We start from the raw sequence: 21,069 nt of genomic DNA, 5'->3' as shown, positions 1-21,069 counted from the left end.
ATCGGAATTACAGAACCTGATCCAGCACGCGTCTGAGCCGGGCGATCGTGCCGTCAACGTCATACAGCTTGTCCAGGCCGAACAGACCCAGACGGAAGGTGCTGAACCCCTCGGGCTCATCACATTGCAGGGGTACGCCGGCCGCGATCTGCATGCCGAGGCCCGCGAATTTCTTGCCGTTTTGAACTTCGGGATCCGAGGTATAGCTGACCACGACCCCCGGCGCGCCGAACCCATCGGCGGCAACAGAGACCACACCTTTTTCCTTCAGCATCATCCGAACTCCGTCACCCAGAGCCCACTGTGCATCGCGCAGCTTTTCGAAACCATAATCGCGCGTCTCGACCATCGTGTCGCGGAACGCAATCAACGCATCCGTCGGCATAGTGGCATGATAGGCATGCCCGCCGTTTTCGTAAGCCTGCATGATCTGACGCCATTTCTTCAGGTCGACCGCAAAGCTGTCCGACGTCGTTTCTTCCAGCCGCGCCTCGGCCCGTTCGGACAACATGACCAAACCTGCGCAGGGGGATGCGCTCCACCCTTTCTGCGGGGCCGAGATCAGAATGTCCACTCCGGTGGCTTTCATGTCGATCCAGGCACAGCCAGACGCGATGCAATCCAGAACCATCAACGCGCCGACCTCATGCGCTGCGGCCGCCATGGCGGACACATAATCATCCGGCAGTATCAGCCCGGCCGAAGTTTCGACATGCGGGGCAAAGACGACATCCGGGCGCTGCTCGCGGATCGCCGAGACGACTTCTTCGATCGGGGCCGGGGCAAACGGCGACGGGCTTATATTGCCGGTCTGGCGCGCCTTCATAACGGTTGCAGATGCGGTCAGCGCTGCGGATTCAATGATCTGGCTCCAGCGGTAGGAAAACCACCCGTTCCGAACCACCAGAACGTTGGCGTTGCGCGCGAACTGCCGGGCTACGGCCTCCATCCCATAGGTTCCGCCCCCGGGGATCACGGCCACGCAGTCTGCGTTGTAGACATCCCGCAACATCCTCGAGATATCCCGCATGACCTGCTGAAACCGTGCGGACATGTGGTTCAGGGACCGATCCGTAAATACCACCGAAAATTCTTCCAACCCGTCTGGGTCAATCCCGTCCAATAACGCCGGCATACTCTGTCCTTTCCAAGTGTCGTCAGAATTTCTGAACCCTTTACCAGAGATCGTAAAGCCCCCATCGCTCGGCGACAATTGACCCAACGGAATATAGTTTACTAACAAAATATTAACCCCTGAAAGGGCCAATTAGATTACTACTTGACGCCAAACAGGGTCACCACCCCTTTACACCCTTACGTGTTTCTGAACAGATACATTCACTTTGTAGAAGAAAGGTATTTCCTCTCGTGACAGCGCAAAAGCGGATTAGTTTTCAGGTTGTACGCGACGAAGTCAAAAGACGGATTGAAAGCCGTGTATGGCCTCAGGGGTCGCTGCTGCCAACCGAAACCCAGCTTGCCGAAGAGTTTCATTGCGCGCGCGCAACTGTAAACCGGGCCCTGCGCGAACTTGCCGATCAGGGTTTCGTGGAACGTAAGCGCAAAAGTGGTACGCGGGTCAAAAAAGAACCCAGCAAGCACGCCAAGCTCGAATTTTCCCTGACCCGTCAGACCGTCGAAAGCCAGAACTCGACCTATCGCTATGCTCTGGTCGAGCGCAATATCGTCGTCAGCCCCGGCTGGCTGGCGTCACAACTCAGTGTCGCGCCCGAGGCGCGTGTGCTTCACGTGGTTTGTATGCACTATGCGGATAACCGGCCCTTTCAGTTGGAAGAACGCTGGATCAATATCGAAACCGTGCCCGAGGTCGAACACGCTGACCTCAATTCGCACGGCCCGCATGAATGGCTTTTGAACGCCGCCCCCTTTACTGAGGCCGAAGTTGCGTTTTGCGCGATCTCGGCGGACGGGCGACTGGCAGAGTTCATGGGAACGACGGCCGGGACGTCGATGATTCAGCTCGAACGTACAACCTGGAAAAACGGCGCGCCGATGACCTTTGCCCGGATGACCCACCATCCCGGCTTCTGCATTCGCACCAGGTATTGAATCACCCTAACCGATGGGGCCGGGCAAGCGTTCCTCGCTGAGCAGCACGTTGGCTTCGACATCCCCTGCACCGGGCAATGTCATGATCCGCCGCCGCAGGACCCGTTCAAAATCGGCCAAATCACGTGCAACGACGCGCAGACGGTAATCGTAAAGCCCCAAGACGTGCTCGACGGTCTGCACTTCGGGGATCGCACTGACGGCGCGTTCAAAGTCTTCGAGGCTGATCTGGCCCTTGCGTGCCAGTTTGACGCCCAGAAACACCGTCACACCAAAGCCAAGCGCTTCGGCGTTCAGTCGTAACCGGCGACCCTTGATCACCCCGGAACTTTCCAGCCGGCGGATACGGCGCCAGGTTGCAGGTTGGGACAGCCCCAGCTTACGCCCCAGCGCCCCGGCACTTTGCGCCGCGTCCCGGGCCAGCGCGCGCAGGATTTTCCGGTCAAGTTCGTCCAGTTCCGTCATACCGGCAACACCTCATCACGTTTGACCCGCGCGATGTGCATCAGCGCCTCGATATCGGCGATATGCGGCAGGGTCAGGATGCGATCCCGGTAAAGCTGCTGATAGTGGGACATATCCCGGGCCAGCACCGACAGGCGCACATCTACCCGACCCAGAAAGGTCTGCAATTCGATCACCTCGGGCACCTGCCGCGCGGCGGCCATAAACTCGTCAAACGCGCGCGGTTGAGTCTTGTCCAGCGTCACGCGCAAGGACACCTCGACCGCATATCCCAGCGCAGCCCAGTCAATGACCGCCTCCTGCCCCTGAATGATCCCGGACGCCTGCATTTTCTCAACCCGCCGCCAGCAGACACTGGAACTGATCCGGCAAAGATCGGCCAGTTCGGCGGTGGACAGGCTGGGATCGGCCTGAAAATGGCGCAGGATTCGGCGGTCTACATCATCGAGCATGATTTTTTCTGTTTTTCAGGTTTTGACGAATAAATACTCACGCCATCTGGAATTATTCAAGGGAAAACCCATCGCTATCCCCGAAGACTCTCAGTAGAACCTCAGCAAATGCAACAGAAAGGACCGGCGACATGCGCGTCTATTACGATCGCGACTGCGACATCAACCTGATCAAAGACAAGAAAGTGGCGATCCTGGGCTATGGCTCGCAAGGCCACGCTCATGCGCTGAACCTGCGCGACTCGGGCGCCAAGAACCTGGTCGTTGCTCTGCGCGAAGGCTCGGCCTCGGCCAAGAAGGCCGAAGCGGAAGGTCTGCAGGTCATGGGCATCGCAGAAGCCGCCGCCTGGTGCGACGTCATCATGTTCACCATGCCCGACGAGCTGCAGGCCGAGACCTACAAGAAGTACGTGCATGACAACATCAAGCCCGGCGCGGCCATTGCGTTTGCCCACGGCCTGAACGTCCACTTCGGTCTGATCGAGCCCAAAGAAGGCGTCGACGTCATCATGATGGCCCCCAAAGGCCCCGGCCACACCGTGCGCGGCGAATATGTCAAAGGCGGCGGCGTGCCCTGTCTGGTGGCCGTTGACACCGACGCGACCGGCAAGGCATTGGAAATCGGCCTGTCCTATTGCTCGGCTATCGGTGGCGGCCGTTCTGGCATCATCGAAACCAACTTCCGCGAAGAGTGCGAGACCGACCTGTTCGGTGAGCAGGCAGTTCTGTGCGGCGGTTTGGTCGAGTTGATCCGGTGTGGCTTTGAAACGCTGGTCGAGGCCGGTTACGCGCCGGAAATGGCCTATTTCGAATGTCTGCACGAGGTGAAACTGATCGTCGACCTGATCTATGAAGGCGGCATCGCGAACATGGATTACTCGATCTCGAACACCGCTGAATACGGCCAGTATGTCACCGGCCCGCGCATCCTGCCCTACGAGCAGACCAAGAAGGCGATGAAAGAGGTTCTGAACGACATCCAGCAGGGCAAGTTCGTCCGCGACTTCATGCTGGAAAACCAGGTTGGTCAGCCCTTCCTGAAAGCCTCGCGCCGCGCCAATGACGAACACCAGATCGAAGAAGTCGGTAAGAAACTGCGCGGCATGATGCCGTGGATTTCGGCCGGCAAGCTGGTCGATCAGGAAAAGAACTGATCCGGTCATTCATCATCGAAAGGGCGGCCGGATTGGCCGCCCTTTTTCGTCCCGCCCCCTGAAACGAGGCTCTGATGGTCGATCTTCCCACACCCCGCGACTGGAGCGGCGTTGTAACCCTGGGTCTGATCTGGGGCGGCACCTTCATGGTGGTTACAATGGCGCTGGAAGGGTATGGGCCCATCACCGTCGCAACGGCCCGAACCACTTTGGGCGCGGTCACGCTGTTGGGCCTGATGGCCCTGACCGGACGCCGGATGCCAAACAACTCGGCCGCGCTTTGGTGGGCGATCGTCGTGATCGGCATTCTTTCGACGGCGCTGCCCTTTGTACTGCTCAGCTGGGGACAGCAATATGTACCTTCGGCCTTTGCGGGCCTTTCGATGGCTGCAATTCCGCTGATGGTGTTGCCGCTGGCGCATTTCTTTTCCGACGAACCGATGAACGCACGCAGGTTTGTCGGCGTCTCGCTGGGGTTTTCGGGGGCTCTGGTACTGATCGGGCCGGGGCTGGCGCAACTGGGGCAAGGGACCGAACCCCTGGCGCAACTGGCCTGCGTCGGTGCCGCGCTGTGCTATGCCTGCGCGTCGATCTTCACCCGCCGCTGCCCGCCGATAGATCCCGTCGTTCTGGCCGCCCTGACGTTGGTCGTGGGGGCGGTTCTTCTGCTGCCGATCATGTTTGTGACCGAGGGGATGCCGCGCTGGCAGGGAAACCGCGCGAGCTTTGCCATACTGGTTCTGGGCCTTGTGCCAACAGCCTTCGCCACGTTGCTGCGCGTGTCCATCATTCGCAGCGCCGGGTCGGTTTTCCTGACGCTGGTCAACTATCAGGTGCCGATCTGGTCAATGGTCTTCGGCGCATGGGTCCTGTCCGAGGCGCTGCCGCTTCGGTTCTACATCGCGCTGGCCATGATCCTGACCGGGCTCGCCATCAGCCAGTGGTTCAGCCTGAGAAAGATGCTGATTGGGCGTTAACGGGCGACTGCCTCGACCTCGGCCACGATGCCGTCCACGACTTGCGTCAACAACACGTCATCTTCACATTCGGCCATCACGCGGATCAGGGGTTCGGTGCCCGACTTGCGGATCAACAGCCGCCCCTGCCCGTTCAGACGTGCCTCGGCATCGGCAATGGCCGCTTTGACGTTTGCGGCCTCAAGCGGGGTCTGCCCTTCGCCATAGCGCACGTTCTTCAGCAATTGCGGAACGGTTTCGAATTGCACTGACAGTTCGGACGCCTTGCGACCGGTCAGCACCATCTCGGACAAAAAATGCAGACCGGCCATAAGACCATCGCCCGTCGTGGCGTAATCGCTCATCACGATATGGCCCGACTGTTCGCCTCCAAGGTTGAATCCACCGTCCCGCATCCGCTCAACCACGTAACGGTCACCGACTGCGGTTCGTTCCAGCCGCAGCCCTTGCGCAGCAAGGTGTTTTTCCAACCCGAGGTTCGACATGACCGTCGCGACCAGAGCGCCGCCCGCCAACCGATCCGCCTTGGCCCAGCTGGTGGCCAGCAACGCCATCACCTGATCACCGTCGGCCACCTGACCATGCTCGTCCACCATTACGACGCGGTCGGCGTCCCCGTCCAGACAGATCCCCACGTCAGCGCCATGGGCAACAACGGTTTCAGCGGCCAGCCGGGGCTTGGTCGAGCCGCAATTCTGGTTGATATTCTTGCCGTTCGGCGCAACACCGACCGGAATGACCTCAGCGCCAAGTTCCCAAAGCACCTCTGGCGCGGTGCGGTGTGCGGCACCGTTGGCGCAATCGACCACCACTTTCAGCCCGTCCAGACGCAGATCGCGCGATAAGGATGACTTGACCCGCTCACCGTAGCGGAACCGTGCATCGTCGACACGGCGCGCACGCCCGATATTCTGTGCCTGTGCGGGTTTGACGCCTGCTTCGATCAGATGTTCGATGTCGATCTCGGCCTGATCGGACAGCTTGTACCCGTCGGGGCCGAAGAATTTGATGCCGTTATCCTCGGCCGGGTTATGACTGGCCGAGATCATGACACCCAGATCCGCCCGCATCGAGCGGGTCATCAACCCCACCGCCGGCGTCGGCACAGGCCCCAGCAACAGCACATTCATGCCCGTCGAGGTCAGCCCCGCTGTCAGCGCGTTTTCCAGCATGTAACCGGACAGGCGCGTGTCTTTGCCGATCACAACCCGGTGTGCGCTTGAGGCATCCCGGCGAAAATACCGCCCCACGGCTGCGCCGATGCGCAGGGCCATCTCGGCCGTAATCGGATGCGTATTGGCGGTGCCCCGCACCCCGTCGGTTCCGAACAGCTTGCGCATAGGTGTCACTCCGTTTCTTCTTGCCTGCGTCCGGATTACCGGACGGCGGCCCAAAGGCGCAAGGCCTGAGCTGTCTCGGCGACATCATGAACCCGCACGATCTGCGCGCCTTGCGACAATCCGGCCAATGCAACGGCAATTGAACCCGGAGCGCGCGCATTCTTGCGCGGCTCTTTGCCGATCTGACCGATGAAGCCCTTGCGCGATACGCCCAGCAGAATCGGGCAGCCCAATCCGTGAAACAGACTGAGGTTTCGCAAAAGCGTCAGGTTGTGCGCCTCGGTCTTGCCGAAACCGATGCCGGGATCAACGACGATCCGGTCTCGGGTCAGGCCGAGCTGTTCCAGATGGGCCACCTGCCCTTCGAGGAAGTCATAAACATCCAGCAGGACGTCGTCGTATTGCGGGTCGTCCTGCATCGTGGCCGGATCGCCCTGCATATGCATCACGCAGACCGGCGCACCAATACGGGCGCAGAATGGCGCGAGGTTCGGGTCAAAGGTAAAGCCTGAAACATCGTTGATCAGCCCGGCCCCCGCATTCCACGCCGCCTGCGCCACACCGGCTTTGCGGGTGTCGATGGATATCAACGCTCCGGTTTTGCTGCGAATTGCATCGATCAGGGGAATCGTTCGGGCGATTTCCTCGTCCTCGGGCACCAGGGTCGCGCCCGGACGGGTGGACTCACCGCCGATATCCAGAACGGTGGCACCGTGGGACACCATGTTTTCCGCCGAGGACAGCGCGGCCTCGACCGAGTTATGCACGCCCCCGTCGGAAAAACTGTCGGGCGTGGCGTTGAGGATGCCCATGATCTGCGGGTGAGTCATGGCCAGCCCGGCAATGTCGGCACGGGTACGGGTCAACCGATCCAACGTTTCGCCCGGAATATCCTGTGCCTCGACGACCCGAGGGGGTTCGGTACGTGAAAGTCGAATGGCTTGTGTAAACCACAGGGCCTGACCGGCCAGAGGCACCGCCCCGGCCGGGCGTATCAGCCCGTGCTGAACCAGCGGCTGGAAATATTTGGTCACAGTTGCGCCTGATCCACCGAGACCGCGCGCAGCGGCGTTTTCGGCGCGTTCGGCAAGGCACCGCCGATCACCATCATTTCGCTGGCTTCAAAGGTCGCCGCAAACCACGCCGCCAGGGCAACCGCGTCCGACGGCGCAGCAGAAGGCCCGTCGACCGCATCCAGCACAATCTTGGACGGAGCCCAGACGCAGATCTGGCCATTCTTCATCGCCCAATCCAGTTCCGTGCGCGTCGATACCACCACGCAACGGTGATCCCGTGCCGCCAAAACCCAGGCGTTCTGTTCGATTGCCAGCAGGTCGACCCGGCGCTGGGTCATCGCATGGCCGGTCTGCGGAACCGCCATGTCAGCCGCACCAACGCAAAGGATCAAGGGACGTTGCCGGTTTTCCAGCTGATCAATCCACCCGGTCAGATTTGGTGAGGCAATCGCCTCGTTAGACAGGAACACGAGGCGCGGATGGGGGCGTTCTTCCTCGACCATATCGTGGTGAATGTTGTCCTTGCCACGCACGATCTCGACCCCCAGCGCTCCGGGGCCGCGATCCAGCTTTTCTATTCTGACAAAAGCCCTTACCGCCTGAGGCTCAAGCAAAATTCGTTCCGCTACCCTGTCTGCCAGTGTTTCCAGCAGGTTCAGACGCTCGGCCGCCAGCTCATAGGCGATAGCTTCGGTAACGCGGTCGTAGGACAGGATACGATCCACGTCATCGTCAATCGGGTCTGTCAGCGGGCGGACCTCGACCACGATGTTAAAGCAGATGCGCTGCGTCGTTCCACGCTCGGCCTGAAAAGCACCGATCTCGACCTCGACGATGTGGTCGCGCAGCGATATGCGATCAAGCGGGCCACGCGTCGCGGTCGCTTCGGACCGTTCGGACGGGTGCGCAAAGGCAAGGCGGATTTCAGAGCTCATGCGGCGAACCTTTTCGGGCTTGATGGGTTTTGCTGCCCAAAACTAAACGATGCGCGGGCGTATAGCACTGCAACAAGCGCCTTTCCAGCCATCTAATGCGGCGTCAGGTAACCCGAAACCAGCTCATCATTCCCGATGCGGCATGCCCAAGCATATGGCAATGCAGCAACCAATCCCCCGGATTGTCCGCCACCAGTGCGATTTGCCGGGTTTGGCCGCGTTCAATCAGAACCGTATCGCGCCATGGTCCAAGGCTGCCATTCGCAAGGATCAGGCGGAAATGGTGCCCATGAAGGTGCATGGCATGCGGAAAGACCGTTTCGTTGACGAACTCGATCCTGTGCGTGCTGCCCAGTTCAGCGTCCAGAAAGGGGTCACTCGGCCGCTCGGCGTAACCGTTCAGGGCCCAGAACCGCCCGAGCTGCGCCAGTTCGCGGCCAGAGAGTTCCGCTTCACCCAGCTTCGCGGCCTCAAGCCACCGCATCGCGCCGCCCTGCATCACCATCTGGTGTAATGGCGCGCCTTCAAGCATCAGATCAGGCATCGGATTCGCTGGTAAGGGCGACACCCCCGTCCGGACGGTGGCCGACGGCGGGCCAGTGACCGGGAACCGCACCAGCCCAAAGCCGCCGTCGCGCTCAAGGCTGATCAGGTTCGCATCCTTGGCCGATCCCTGCGCTACATCCAATATCAGGTCGATACGTTGCGCCGGTGCCAGAGGAAAGCTTTCAGTGACTGGCTGTGGTACAGCCAAAGGCATTCCGTCCAGCGCCACCACCCATCCAGCCAGCCCATCCAGCGCAAGATCGAAAATCCGGGCGTTCGAGGCGTTGATCAGGCGCAGACGAAGGCGATCACCGGCATTCACGGGATAGGCAGGGTCGAACCGGCCGTTGACAGAGACAAGATTCCCCAACCGCCCCGCATGACTCAGATCGTGGCCATTGCTGAAATCATCCGTGATCCGCGCTGTTTCAGGGTCCAGACGCCAGTCATCCAGCATCAGCGTCAGATCGCGGTCCACATCCGGGCTGTCCGCCTCTTCGACGATCAGCGGCCCGTAGAGCCCGCGCGCCACCTGTTCCATCGACTGGTTATGCGCGTGGTACCAATAGGTTCCCGCGTCCGGAACGACAAAGTCGTAGTCAAAGCTTTCGCCCGGCGCGACAACCTTCTGCGTCAGACCAGGCACACCGTCCATGGCGTTGTCGATCCGGATACCGTGCCAATGCACGGTTGTGGGCTGCGGGAGATCATTCACCAACCTGCGGGACACGCGCGCGCCTTGCTGTACCCGGATTTCGGTTCCCGGGACTGTCCCGCCATAGGACCAGACCGGCGTTCGCGGAAATCCCTCCGGTGCGATTTGTTGTTCGGACGCCTGCGCAATCAGGTCAGCACCCGACGCCCTGACAGCACCGGGCAGCACCGCCAAGGCGGCTGCCGATTGCAGAAATCCTCTACGCGAAAATGACATTGCGGGCCTCCTGGCCCGCAACATAGGTCACAATCCGCCCCGCGCCATCAGGGTTCCAGCGCGGGTGCGTCAATCAGTTGCTCGCTGTCCGGTAGTTGTGGCGATAGAAAATATGCACGCCGATGCGGGCTGTTTCCTTGTAGACCCGCGACCAGGACGGACGGACCGCCGTCGTGTGGTAATGCGTGGCGCCTTCGGTCATTTCCTGAGCAACGCCGTCAATGGCCGCTCGTGCAACCTTTGCCACCCGCTCATAGGCCCTGTTCTCGCGGATCACTTCCTTGTACCCGTCGCAGGTATAGGTGAACTGGCACTGATATTTCTTGCCCGTTCCCTGTTTGATTACGCCGCACAGAGAATTTGGGAAGCGGCTGCTTTTGACCCGGTTCAGGATAACCTCGGCCACGGCAAACTGACCGCGCACGCTTTCGCCGCGGGCTTCAAAGTACAGCGCTTCGGCCAAGCATTTGAAATGTTCATCCCCGGTGGCCGCAGGCTGTTGATCCAGCCAGGCCTTCGAATAGGATATCTCTTTCGGCTCAAGCTCTTTGCGCGGCTTGAACAGATTCAGGTAGTCGCGAAAATTCTGACCGGGCAGACCGCTTCGCGAAACCAGCTCGGTTTTGGCAGTATCGGTCGCTTCACGTTCGGCATAGGACGCACTCGGCAGCGCGGTTGCTGCCATCGTGGCAACAGCCAGTATATATCGTAGCATCAGATAACCTCGCACAGGCACATTTCGCGCCGAACCCTCCCCCGGCGGGCGCGACGAGGCTCATACCGAATAAAACTTGGGACGTCCAGTTCTGAAGAAAACGCAAGTGGAAAATCGCCGTAGCGCCAAAATAAATTGGCGACGGTGCGTTTCAAAAACCACTAATCCTAGGGTAAAAGGGCGCTGTCAACCCCCAAGTCTGGACGAAATCGCCAGTTGAGCGGCAGCCAGCCGAGCGACGGGTACCCGGAAGGGGGAACAGGACACATAGTCGAACCCGAGATCGCGGCAAATGGCGATTGATTCGGGGTTGCCGCCATGCTCTCCGCAAACCGAAAGCGTGACATCCGGTTGGGCCAGACGGCCCCGTTCGGCCCCGAGTTTGAGCAATTCGCCAACACCGTCCGGGTCCAGTACATGGAACGGGTCTTCGACAAAGACGCCCTGGCGGACATAGGCCGACATGAACCGTCCCGCGTCGTCCCGCGACAATCCATAGGTCATTTGTGTCAGGTCGTTGGTACCGAAGCTGAGGAACGAGGTTTGCGGCGCGATCTCATCCGCGCGCAGACATGCACGCGGGGTTTCAACCATAACGCCAAGCCGGTATTCGAACTCGACCCCGCGCTCGGACGCGACCGCGGCAGCGACCGAGTCAATGCGCGCCTTGACCAGTTCGACCTCGCGCTTGGCCGAAACAAGCGGGATCATGACCTCGGGCACGACCGGCGCGCCGTCCTTGCTGGCTTCGAGCGTGGCCTCGAAAATCGCGCGCGCCTGCATGTCGTAAATTTCGGGGACCGTCACTCCCAGACGGACGCCGCGCAGGCCAAGCATCGGATTGTATTCCGTCATGGCGGCGACCCGCCGTTCAACGTCGGAAACCGGCAGGTCCAGCGCCTCGGCCAGTTCACGCTGTCCGCTGCGCGTGGTGGGCAGGAATTCATGCAGCGGGGGATCGAACAGGCGGATACAGACGGGCTGCCCTTCCATGATCCTGAACAGTTGCACGAAATCATCGCGCTGCATGGGCAACAGGCGTTCCAGAACCGCCGCCCGCCCGGAAGAGGTTTGCGCAAAGATCATCTCGCGCATCACGATCAGACGACCGGGATCAAAGAACATATGCTCGGTCCGGCACAAGCCGATGCCTTCTGCCATGAAATTCCGCGCGGTCTGCGCATCGGCGGGCGTATCGGCATTGGCCCGGATGGCAATGTCGCGCTCGGCATCAGCCCACCCCATCAGGGTCTGGAAACAGTCATCCAACGCAGCCTCCAGCATGGCGGGCTGTCCCGCCAGCACCTGACCGGACGTGCCGTCGATCGTCAGTTTGTCACCGGTCTTGAACACGCGGCCGTCCGGCGCGGTCAGCAGCTTTTTCTTGGTCTGAAACCGCATCTCGGACGCACCGACAATGCAAGGCAGACCCAGCCCGCGCCCAATCACGGCAGCATGGCTGGTCATACCGCCCTTTTCGGTCAGGACAGCCACGGCCGCATGCATTCCGCGCACATCCTCGGGCGAGGTTTCGCGGCGGACCAGAATACAAGGCTCGCCCCGTGCGGCACTGGCCTGCGCTTCGGCGGCAGTGAACACGATCTTGCCCGAGGCTGCACCCGGACTGGCTGCGATCCCTGTCGTCAGCACGTCGCGGCGGGCTTCCGGGTGGACCTGACGGTGCAGCAATTCGTTCAGGGAATGGGGATCGACGCGCATCACCGCCTCTTGCGCCGGTATGATGCCGTCTTCGGCCAGACGCACGGCAATCCGCATTGCCGCCCTTGCGCTGCGCTGCACGCGCACACCGTCCAGAATGTGGACGTGGCCGTTTTCGACAACGAATTCGACCTGCATCTCTTCGCGCAGTTTGGTCCGCATCAGCGCCGCATGCGCCTTGACGTCCGCAAACGCCTTCGGCGCGACCTCCTCCAGTGACTTTCCGCGCGGGTCTTTTTCCAGATACAGCGCAGCGACATCCGCACCCAGCGCATCGCGACCCTGGCTTTGGCTCAGATAGCGGCCCGTCAACTGCGGCAGCCCGGTTGTGGGATCGACAAGTTGCAGAACACCGGAGCCGCACTCCCCTTGACCGACGCCGGGGATCATTTCTTGTATGACCAGCCCAAGCCCGGCATCCGCAGGTGCGCCCTTGGCCTGTCGCAGCAATCGGGCCGAGGTCCCGTCCCAGGCCCGGGCCATGGACCGCAGCACAGCGATCAACTGCTCGCCCCGGTCTTGCGGAAAGGCCTCGTCGGTTTCGTCCTCGTAAGCCCGCAGCGATTGTTGCAGGCCCTCTCGCCCGTCCGCATCGATGTCGTCGAAGACATCCGCATCCAGACGCGCAACATGCACCGCGAAACTCTGAACAAAGCGCAGATACAGCGCGGCGGCGGCCTCGACGCCCATGGAATCCGACAGGTCGACATAGCGCGCGTCGTTCATGCCGATATTCAGTATGGCTCCGGGACCGCCCCAGTCGGGATCTTCCGAACTGGGCCGGACGCAAAGCAGCGCGGTCTGGTCGAACTGTTCGACGATGGCTTCGATATCCGGAATATGCCCGTCCGCGATCCGTTGTACCGCATCGAAGGACAAAGCCACGGTCCGCGGCACCGGCATCTCAAGCCGAACAAGCCGTTGCAGGCATTTGGCGCGCCCTCCGTGAGTGTTGGCGGCAATCGGCGCGGAGGACGTGATCAGCGTGGTATGCGGGTTATTCTGCACTGCGGCACCTTTTGGTTTCACCGCAGCATAAGCCCCTGCCCCGATGGCGCAAGGGCGATCTGGATCAACCCTCGATCTTGCTGAGGTCGGCGACGCTGGAGCATACCTGCCGGATTTGGCTCAGCAGGTTCAGGCGGTTACGGCGCAGGATATCATTGTCGGTGTTCACCTGAACTTCGTCAAAGAACGCATCAACCGGGCCGCGCAAGGCGGCCATTGTGGCCATGGCCTTCGGGAAATCTTCAGCCCTCAGCGCCGGCGCGATGTCGGCCTGCGCCGCGTCGAGCGCGGCAAACAGCGCCTTTTCGCTGTCGGTCTCGGCGAATTTCACATCCGCGCCATAGGAGTATTCAACGCCGTCCTTCTCCTCGGCCTGCGTCAGGATGTTGTTGGCGCGTTTGAAGCCCTGCACGAGGTTTTCCCCATCCTCAGTCGCAATCACCGCGTTCAGAGCGCGGGCACGTTTGACCAGCAGATTGAGGTCGTCATTGCCGTCCATCGCGATGCAGGCGTCGATGATGTCGTGACGGATGCCTTCATCGCGGAGGAAAACCTTGAGGCGGTCGTGGAAGAAGGTGAGGAGTTCACCCGTTGCATCCAGTTCACGATACTTGTCCAATATCGTATAGAATACATAGTCTCCAACTTGCTCTTCATAGTGATCGGTTTCGGAAACTTTTTCTGCTGTGAGGCTATCGTCGTACTCTCCGGAAAGCCATTTTAGGAAGTGCTTTTCAAACTGCTCGCCACCAATTCCTTCGGCGACGATCCTTTCATAGGCACGTGTGCCCCTGGACGCTTCGAGGAAGGCGAGGATATAGGTAGCTTGGGAAGCGAGAAGTCTCATGGAACCCTGCAACCCATTTTCCAGCACCAACCTAATAACCCCCAGCGCCGCACGACGCAGCGCAAACGGGTCTTTCGACCCGGTCGGTTTCTCATCAATCGCCCAGAACCCGGTCAGCGTGTCCAGCTTGTCGGCCAGCGCCACGGTCACCGAGAGCGGCGCGGTCGGTACGTCATCCGACGGTCCCAGCGGCGAGTAATGTTCCTGCGCCACAGCGGCCACAGCAGCATCCTCGCCTGCGGCTTCGATGTAATACCGCCCCATAAGCCCCTGAAGTTCGGGGAATTCATAAACCATCTCGGAACTCAGATCGGCCTTGGCCAGACGCGCGGCCTTCTCGGCCTGATCGGCATCCGCGCCGGTCACCGGCGCCAGTTCGCGGGCCAGCGCGGCGATGCGCTCGATGCGCTCGGCCTGCGTGCCCAGCTTGTTGTGGAAAGTCACATTCTCCAGCGCGCGGGTCCATTGGGTGATGTCCGATTTGGCAACGCGCAGGTCGTTCTCCCAGAAGAATTTCGCATCGGCCAGACGGGCTGACAGCACCTTTTGGTTCCCCGCCAGAATGGTCGCGCCATTGTCGGCGGTTTCGCGGTTGGCGACGGTGATGAAGCGTTCGATCCGCCCTGTCTTGGGATTGCGAACCGAGAAAAACTTCTGATGCTCTTTCATCGAGGTCTGCAGCACCTCGGGCGGCAGTTCGAGGAATTCCTCATTGATCCGCCCCTTCAGCACCACCGGCCACTCGACCAGACCGGCCACCTCGGCCAGCAGGCCCTTGTCCTCGACCACTTCCAGACCGGCGGCAAAGGCCATGTTCTGGGCATCGTTCCAGATATGTTCGGCGCGATCCGCAGGGTTCAGCACGACAAAGGCGCGTTTCAGCTTGGCAGCGTAATCCTCGAACGACGTCACCGGGAACCGATCCGGCGCCATGAAACGGTGACCTTCGGTTGTATCGCCCGACTTGATGCCGTCGATATTCAACGGCACCACCTGCGTGCCGGCTTCATCACTGAGGATGCACAGGATCGAATGCAGCGGGCGTACCCAGCGTAACGGGCCACCGCCCCAGCGCATCGACTTGGGCCAGGGGAAGTTGCGGATCGTCGCCTCAAGCACCTCGGCCACGATTTCCGCTGCCGGACGGCCGGGTTTTTCGATTGCTGCGAAATAGACCGCGCCTTTGGGCGTATCGCGTTCCTCAAGCTGGTCACGGGTCAGACCGGCACCGCGCAGGAAACCTTCGATGGCCTTGTCCGGCGCGCCGACCTTGGGGCCTTTGCGTTCCTCGCGGATCGTGGGGCTTTCGGCCAGCAACCCGTCGATGGCCAGCGTCAGGCGGCGTGGCGTGGTCAGGGCTGCGGCCCCGGCATAGGTGAGACCGGCCTCGACCAGACCATCGGTGATCCGCTTTTTAAGATCCTCACCTGCGCGGGTCTGCATACGGGCGGGGATTTCCTCGGAAAACAGTTCGATCAGCAGGTCGGGCATTGTCGGTCCTTAGAATGAAACGATCGTCTGAATGACGATGGCATTGGCGATGTCCACAAAGAATGCGGATACAAGGGGCAGCACGATAAAGGCAATAGGTGACGGGCCATATCGCTTGGTCACGGCGGTCATATTGGCAATCGCGGTGGGAGTTGCGCCCAGCGCGAACCCGCCAAACCCGGCGGCCAGCACGGCGGCGCGGTAATTGCCGCCCATGATCGGGAACAGCACCCAGATCACGAAGACCACCGCAAGAACTGTCTGCGCCGTCATGATGACCACGATGGCAAGGCCCAGTTCGGCGATGGTCCAGAGTTGCAGGCTCATCAGCGACATGGCCAGAAAGGCACCCAGAGAGAACTCGGAAATCAGTGCCAGCGCGGGCGTGCGTGACACCGCAGGCGCCCTTGGCGCAAGCGCCGAGCGCAGATTGGCAATGATGATCCCCATGATCAGACAGGGCACAAACAGCGGCAGCTTCAGCCCGGCGGAACGGATCACCTCGTTCAGAAAATACCCGCAGATGATGGCGATGTTCAGGTACAGCAGCACCCGCATGATCGTCAGGTGATCAATTCTGAGCGCTGCTTCACCCGGGCTTCCCGACACGCCGATGGTATGTTCTTCGTTCGGGCGATCGGGGGTCAACCCTTTCCCTTCGATCAGCAGGCGGGCAATCGGCCCTCCGACCAGCGCGGCGAGAACAAGACCCAGGGTCGCCACGGCAACCCCCAGTTCAGTGGCACCGTCCAACCCGGTTGCGGCACCTACCTCGGGAGCCCAGGCAATGGCTGTTCCGTGGCCACCGATCAGTGAGGCGGACCCAAACAGAACCCCGGACTGGGCAGGATACCCGAATGCGACCGCGCCAGCGGCCCCGACCACGTTTTGCGCAACGATGGTGATCAAAGTGAGGACAAGTAGCAAAAACAGAGGCTTGCCGCCGGAAATTAAATCGGAAAGGCGGGCATTCAGGCCGATTCCGGCAAAGAAAACAACAAGCAGGAAATCCCGCGCCGTCAGTCCAAAGGTCAGTTCGATGCCCCAGACAAGATACACAATGAGCAATGCGACCGACGCCAACAACCCTCCGGTGACTGGTTCGGGTATGTTGAACTGGCGCAATACCGAGACCCGCGCGTTGATCTCGGCCCCGATCAGGTACACCGCAAATCCAAGCGTGGCAGTCAGAAAATCCGGGATCTGAAGCATCGCCTCAACCATGTTGCCTCAGCTTTCGGGCCTAGGCGGGCATTCTTCACCCACGACGGTTCCGTCATAGGCCTTTTCACCGCAATTGTTCAGCGCGTGCCAGACAAACCCTCTGCCGTCCTGTGTTACGGCGACGATCCGGTCGACCCCATAGTGGATATTCTTCTGCCCAAGAAACGCCCGTGCCTGCCCGGATTTCAGAGCCGTGGCAACCGCTTCGGCATCGTAGCAGTTAAACCACCCCGGGGCCGTCAGGGGTTCGGGGTCTTCTGCTGGAACAAACGCGCTCAGGTCGTCGGCCGAAAGATCCGTCTCGAAACAGGCCCGGTACCGGATCGGTGAACTGTCGGCGTCTATTGCCTGAAACGCTGTGTAGTTGATCGGTTCGGGGCTATAAGCCCCCTTGCGCAGCAGAACCACATCCTTTCCGGGCTGAGCAGCTACTTCATAGTAAAACCCGTAGACCTGCAGGTAATACATACCCGCACCAGCCAGTGCCGCAGACACAAGAAGAATGATGGCAAGCAGTTTTCCGGTCATCTTTTGATCATCCCTGTCAAGCTGCCTCTTTCAAGTTCGCGAAAAATGCGCCAGTTTCCAAACTGATACAGGTGGAAACAAGGCTTTTCGAATGGACATGACCCTTGCTGTCGGGTTTTTCGGTGCGCTGTTTGCGATTATGAATCCGATCACCAACCTGCCGGTTTTCCTGAGCGTCACCGACGGCCTGACCCCGGCTGATCAACGGAAAGTTGCTGCGAAAACAGCCACCTACTGTCTGATCCTTGGCGGTGCCTTCGCCGCCATCGGCAATCAGACGCTGGGCTTGTTCGGGATCAGCGTGGATGACCTGCGCGTGGCCGGCGGACTGGTCGTTCTGATGATCGGGCTGAACATGCTGAACGGCACCGAAAGCAGCTCGCACCACGGGACCGAAGGGGAAAAGCAATCCTACCCTGCCCCGGAAACAGTCGCCTTCTACCCGCTGGCCTTTCCCATTCTGGTGGGCCCCGGCACGATCACGACACTGATCCTGTATGCGCACCATATTTCCAAACCTGCCGATGCAATCATCTATTCCGGCGTTTTTCTGGCCGTGCTGTTTTTGCTGTTCATCACATTCTGGAACGCCTCGGCCCTTGCCAGGCGGTTGTCGGACAATGCCCGTGTCATCATGAGCCGCTTTATGGGCATGATCCTGTCGGCCATTGCGATCAGCATGATCGCAGACGGCCTGAAAGTCTTGCTGCCGGGATTGGCCTGAGCGCCCCATCAGGCCTCGAACCCGGCGGCCTCGGTCAGCATGAAAGCGTCTGCGCACTGTTTTGCCAGCGTCCGAACCCGGCCGATATAGGCCTGCCGCTCGGTCACCGAGATCACGCCGCGCGCATCCAGCAGGTTAAAGATGTGGCTGGCCTTGATGCACTGATCATAGGCAGGATGCGCCATCACGATGCGTTTGCCGGTCTTAGGGTCATCATGCTCCTGCGCCAGAATGGCGGCGCACTCGGCTTCGGCCTCTTCGAAATGGCGCAGCAGCACTTCGGTATTGGCCACGTCAAAGTTCCAGCGGGCGTATTCCTCTTCGGTCTGCTTGAAGATATCGCCATAGGTCAGCGGGCTGGGCGATTGCGGATCGTTGAAAGGCATGTCCATCACGTGGTCGATGCCCAGCACATACATCGCCAACCGCTCAAGACCATAGGTCAACTCGCCCGAGACCGGGGCGCAGTCATGGCCGCCGACCTGCTGGAAATAGGTGAACTGGCTGACTTCCATGCCGTCACACCAAACCTCCCAGCCGAGCCCCCAGGCGCCCAGAGTGGGGCTTTCCCAGTCATCCTCGACGAACCGGATGTCATGCAGGTCCATGTCGATGCCGATGGCCTGCAGCGAACCCAGATACAGCTCTTGTAGATCCGGCGGGCTGGGTTTGATCAGCACCTGATACTGGTAGTAATGCTGCAACCGGTTGGGGTTCTCACCATAGCGCCCGTCGGTCGGACGGCGCGACGGTTGCACATAGGCCGCGGCCCAGGCCTTTGACCCCAGCGCGCGCAGAGTGGTCGCCGGGTGGAACGTCCCTGCCCCAACCTCCATGTCATAGGGCTGCAGGATCGCACAGCCCTTCGAGGCCCAATAGGTCTGAAGCCGCAGGATGATTTCCTGAAAAGAACGTGGTGCGCTGGACGGTTCGGTCATGACATTCCCTTTGGGCACATCCGCGCCCGGTTCCGGTCGGTTTTGCCCTTCCTATGCAAGGGGCCAGGGGGCGTCAACGGGCCAATCCGTTCAGGCTGTCACTGCGCCGCCACACTGGAAATTCCCCGTATTCCAAGCATGGCGTTCCCCCCTTCAAATCGCGTAGTCTGCGACAAAGCTAAAACACTGCGGACACGGGCAGACAATGACACGCAAATTCACGGTATTCTTGTTACTTTTCCTCTTCGGCGTCAGGGCCGCTTTTGCACAGCAGGACGCGGCCGTCTGGGTCCAGGTCGAAGCACAGCCGTCGCTGCGCGAGGCGCGGGACCGGGCTCAGGTCTATGCCAACGCCCTGCCGGACGTGAACGGGTTTCGCCTGAATTCAGGCTGGTACGCCATCCTGATCGGCCCCTATTTGCGCAGCGATGCTGAGCAGGTCCTGCGCGTATACCGCGCCGAAGGGCAGATCCCTTCGGACAGTTTTATCGCCTTTTCCAGCTCACTCGGTCAGCAGTTCTGGCCTGTCGGCGCTAACATTCTGGACCGGGGAACAGTCACGCCACCGGTTGAGGCTGAACCGCAGCCGGAACCGCCGGTCGCGGGGCTGACACCCCAACCCACGGACGAAACACGCGCGCAGGCGCTGCGATCGGAACGTCTTTTGACCGCGCAGGAGCGTCGGGACCTGCAAACCGCACTTCAGGCCGCCGGGTTCTACAATTCCACGATCGACGGTGCATTCGGTCAGGGTACGCGCCGTTCGATGGGCGACTGGCAACGCTTTAACGGGTACGAGCCGACCGGCGTTCTGACCACTGCGCAGCGCAAGGCGCTGATGGAAGATTACAATGCGCCGCTGATCAGCGTGGGCATGGACCGATACACCGACGCGCAGGCCGGAATTGAACTGGACCTGCCGCTGGGTGTCGTGGCGTTCGACCGGTACGAGGCCCCGTTCGCGCATTTCACCGGGTCGTCCGATCTGGGCGCTCAGGTGCTGCTCATTAGCCAGGATGGCGACAGGTCGACCTTGCGCGCGCTGTATGAAGTCATGCAGTCGCTGGAAATCGTGCCGCTGGACGGCGCCCGCGAATTGCGACGCGATCGATTTACGCTGGAGGGTCGTGGCAACGGCATCGTTTCCTACACTGAAGCCACCCTGAAAGACGGTCGGATCAAGGGCTTTACGCTGGTCTGGCCCGAAGAGGACGAAGCCCGCCGCGCGCGCGTGTTGGCTGCAATGAAGGCCAGTTTCACGCCCGGTGACGCCGTTCTGGATGCCGGTGCAGGTGCGGATTCCGAGCAGCGCGTCGATCTGGTGGCAGGCCTTCAGGTGCGCAAACCCCGCTTGTCCCGATCCGGGTTCTTTACGGACGCAAGCGGCACGGTCCTGACCGTCGCCGAAGCGGCCGAAAGCTGCGGCCGGGTCACGCTGGAGGGCGATCAGGAATTGCAGGTTGCCTGGACAGATACCGATCTGGGCGTGACGGTCCTGCGGCCCAGCAGCAGCCTTGCACCGATCAGCATCGCAGAATTCAGCGCCGACAGACCCCGGATTCAGGCCGAGGTCGCGGTGTCGGGCTTTTCCTATCAGGGTGCGTTGGGCGCGCCGACGCTGACCTATGGCCAGATCACCGACGTGCGCGGTCTGAATGGAGAGGACGGCGTCAAGCGGCTGGAACTGGCAGCGCGACCGGGGGACGCAGGCGGCCCGGTATTCGACGGCAGTGGTCAGGTTGTCGGAATGCTCCTGCCCACGCCGTCCGAAGGGCGCACATTGCCCGCCTCGGTCAGCCTTGCGGCCACGGTCGACAGGCTGAACGAAGTCCTGTCAAAGGCCGGCGTGTCCGGGCAATCCAGCCAGTCGGCCACCCAAATTTCGCCCAATGAACTCAGCCGCCGCGCGAACGGAATGACCGTTCTTGTGCATTGCTGGGACTAAGGCGGTTCATTGAAAACGAAAAACGCCGCCCTTTTGGGCGGCGC

18 protein-coding genes are annotated in these 21,069 nt (G+C 60.8%); 5 read left to right on the top strand and 13 right to left on the bottom strand.

Annotated features, from left to right (window positions below; translation table 11 throughout):
• Nucleotides 1-7 precede the first annotated feature (7 nt).
• Complete coding sequence (locus ACR0D8_RS04070; RefSeq protein WP_480644768.1) at nucleotides 8-1,135, bottom strand: aminotransferase class V-fold PLP-dependent enzyme; 1,128 nt, start codon at nucleotides 1,133-1,135, stop codon at nucleotides 8-10.
• A gap of 233 nt (nucleotides 1,136-1,368) precedes the next feature.
• Here ACR0D8_RS04070 and ACR0D8_RS04065 point away from each other — a divergent pair, with 233 nt between their 5' ends.
• Complete coding sequence (locus ACR0D8_RS04065; RefSeq protein WP_480644766.1) at nucleotides 1,369-2,070, top strand: GntR family transcriptional regulator; 702 nt, start codon at nucleotides 1,369-1,371, stop codon at nucleotides 2,068-2,070.
• 6 nt (nucleotides 2,071-2,076) lie between these two features.
• Here the strand turns inward: ACR0D8_RS04065 and ACR0D8_RS04060 are convergent, their stop codons facing one another.
• Together ACR0D8_RS04060 and ACR0D8_RS04055 are read right to left on the bottom strand one after the other, a co-directional pair.
• Nucleotides 2,077-2,535 (bottom strand): Lrp/AsnC family transcriptional regulator, encoded by a 459-nt coding sequence (locus ACR0D8_RS04060; RefSeq protein ID WP_475159729.1) that lies wholly within the window; start codon nucleotides 2,533-2,535, stop codon nucleotides 2,077-2,079.
• A complete protein-coding gene (locus ACR0D8_RS04055) occupies nucleotides 2,532-2,987 on the bottom strand; it encodes an Lrp/AsnC family transcriptional regulator (RefSeq protein WP_480644765.1) in 456 nt (151 codons plus the stop codon). Before ACR0D8_RS04055 ends, ACR0D8_RS04060 begins: the two co-directional genes overlap by 4 nt.
• Nucleotides 2,988-3,118: 131 nt before the next feature.
• Between ACR0D8_RS04055 and ilvC the strand changes: the two genes are divergently transcribed.
• Together ilvC and ACR0D8_RS04045 are read left to right on the top strand one after the other, a co-directional pair.
• Nucleotides 3,119-4,141: a ketol-acid reductoisomerase gene (ilvC, locus tag ACR0D8_RS04050; protein WP_475159721.1), complete on the top strand. Its 1,023-nt coding sequence runs from the start codon at nucleotides 3,119-3,121 to the stop codon at nucleotides 4,139-4,141.
• A gap of 74 nt (nucleotides 4,142-4,215) precedes the next feature.
• Nucleotides 4,216-5,118: a DMT family transporter gene (locus ACR0D8_RS04045; protein WP_480644764.1), complete on the top strand. Its 903-nt coding sequence runs from the start codon at nucleotides 4,216-4,218 to the stop codon at nucleotides 5,116-5,118.
• On the opposite strand, the gene glmM is transcribed toward ACR0D8_RS04045, so the two are convergent.
• The 9 genes from glmM to ACR0D8_RS04000 all read right to left on the bottom strand — a co-directional run bounded on the left by glmM (nucleotide 5,115) and on the right by ACR0D8_RS04000 (nucleotide 17,418).
• Nucleotides 5,115-6,458 (bottom strand): phosphoglucosamine mutase, encoded by a 1,344-nt coding sequence (gene glmM / locus ACR0D8_RS04040; RefSeq protein ID WP_480644763.1) that lies wholly within the window; start codon nucleotides 6,456-6,458, stop codon nucleotides 5,115-5,117. The two genes, ACR0D8_RS04045 and glmM, sit on opposite strands and share 4 nt — an antisense overlap.
• Nucleotides 6,459-6,493: 35 nt before the next feature.
• A complete protein-coding gene (folP, locus tag ACR0D8_RS04035; RefSeq protein ID WP_480644762.1) occupies nucleotides 6,494-7,492 on the bottom strand; it encodes a dihydropteroate synthase in 999 nt (332 codons plus the stop codon).
• On the bottom strand, nucleotides 7,489-8,409 hold the full coding sequence (locus ACR0D8_RS04030; protein ID WP_480644761.1) for a dihydroneopterin aldolase: 921 nt from the start codon (nucleotides 8,407-8,409) through the stop codon (nucleotides 7,489-7,491). Before ACR0D8_RS04030 ends, folP begins: the two co-directional genes overlap by 4 nt.
• Before the next feature lie 103 nt (nucleotides 8,410-8,512).
• Nucleotides 8,513-9,886 carry a multicopper oxidase family protein gene (locus ACR0D8_RS04025; protein ID WP_480644760.1) on the bottom strand — a complete coding sequence of 458 codons (1,374 nt, stop codon included), beginning with the start codon at nucleotides 9,884-9,886 and terminating at the stop codon, nucleotides 8,513-8,515.
• Nucleotides 9,887-9,959: 73 nt separating this feature from the next.
• The gene (locus ACR0D8_RS04020) at nucleotides 9,960-10,601 is read right to left on the bottom strand and encodes a cell wall hydrolase (RefSeq protein WP_480644759.1); all 642 of its coding nucleotides are present in this window, start codon (nucleotides 10,599-10,601) and stop codon (nucleotides 9,960-9,962) included.
• Nucleotides 10,602-10,787: 186 nt separating this feature from the next.
• The gene (locus tag ACR0D8_RS04015) at nucleotides 10,788-13,349 is read right to left on the bottom strand and encodes a putative PEP-binding protein (protein WP_480644758.1); all 2,562 of its coding nucleotides are present in this window, start codon (nucleotides 13,347-13,349) and stop codon (nucleotides 10,788-10,790) included.
• A 43-nt stretch (nucleotides 13,350-13,392) separates the two neighbouring features.
• On the bottom strand, nucleotides 13,393-15,666 hold the full coding sequence (gene glyS / locus ACR0D8_RS04010; protein WP_480644756.1) for a glycine--tRNA ligase subunit beta: 2,274 nt from the start codon (nucleotides 15,664-15,666) through the stop codon (nucleotides 13,393-13,395).
• 9 nt (nucleotides 15,667-15,675) lie between these two features.
• Nucleotides 15,676-16,890, bottom strand: coding sequence for a sodium/glutamate symporter (gene gltS / locus ACR0D8_RS04005; RefSeq protein WP_480644755.1), 1,215 nt, complete (start codon nucleotides 16,888-16,890; stop codon nucleotides 15,676-15,678).
• A 6-nt stretch (nucleotides 16,891-16,896) separates the two neighbouring features.
• Nucleotides 16,897-17,418 carry a DUF6446 family protein gene (locus tag ACR0D8_RS04000; RefSeq protein WP_480644753.1) on the bottom strand — a complete coding sequence of 174 codons (522 nt, stop codon included), beginning with the start codon at nucleotides 17,416-17,418 and terminating at the stop codon, nucleotides 16,897-16,899.
• 91 nt (nucleotides 17,419-17,509) lie between these two features.
• Here ACR0D8_RS04000 and ACR0D8_RS03995 point away from each other — a divergent pair, with 91 nt between their 5' ends.
• Entirely contained in the window at nucleotides 17,510-18,142 is a 633-nt protein-coding gene (locus ACR0D8_RS03995) for a MarC family protein (RefSeq protein WP_480644752.1), read from the top strand.
• A gap of 8 nt (nucleotides 18,143-18,150) precedes the next feature.
• Here the strand turns inward: ACR0D8_RS03995 and ACR0D8_RS03990 are convergent, their stop codons facing one another.
• Nucleotides 18,151-19,080: a glycine--tRNA ligase subunit alpha gene (locus ACR0D8_RS03990; protein ID WP_480644750.1), complete on the bottom strand. Its 930-nt coding sequence runs from the start codon at nucleotides 19,078-19,080 to the stop codon at nucleotides 18,151-18,153.
• A gap of 205 nt (nucleotides 19,081-19,285) precedes the next feature.
• On the opposite strand from ACR0D8_RS03990, the gene ACR0D8_RS03985 reads away from it, so the two are divergent.
• The gene (locus ACR0D8_RS03985) at nucleotides 19,286-21,025 is read left to right on the top strand and encodes a serine protease (protein WP_480644748.1); all 1,740 of its coding nucleotides are present in this window, start codon (nucleotides 19,286-19,288) and stop codon (nucleotides 21,023-21,025) included.
• Nucleotides 21,026-21,069 lie beyond the last annotated feature (44 nt).

The organism is Ruegeria sp. BG10, assembly GCF_056538575.1.
The sequence above is the reverse complement of the archived record's forward strand: the minus strand, read 5'-3'. Positions and strand labels throughout refer to the sequence as shown.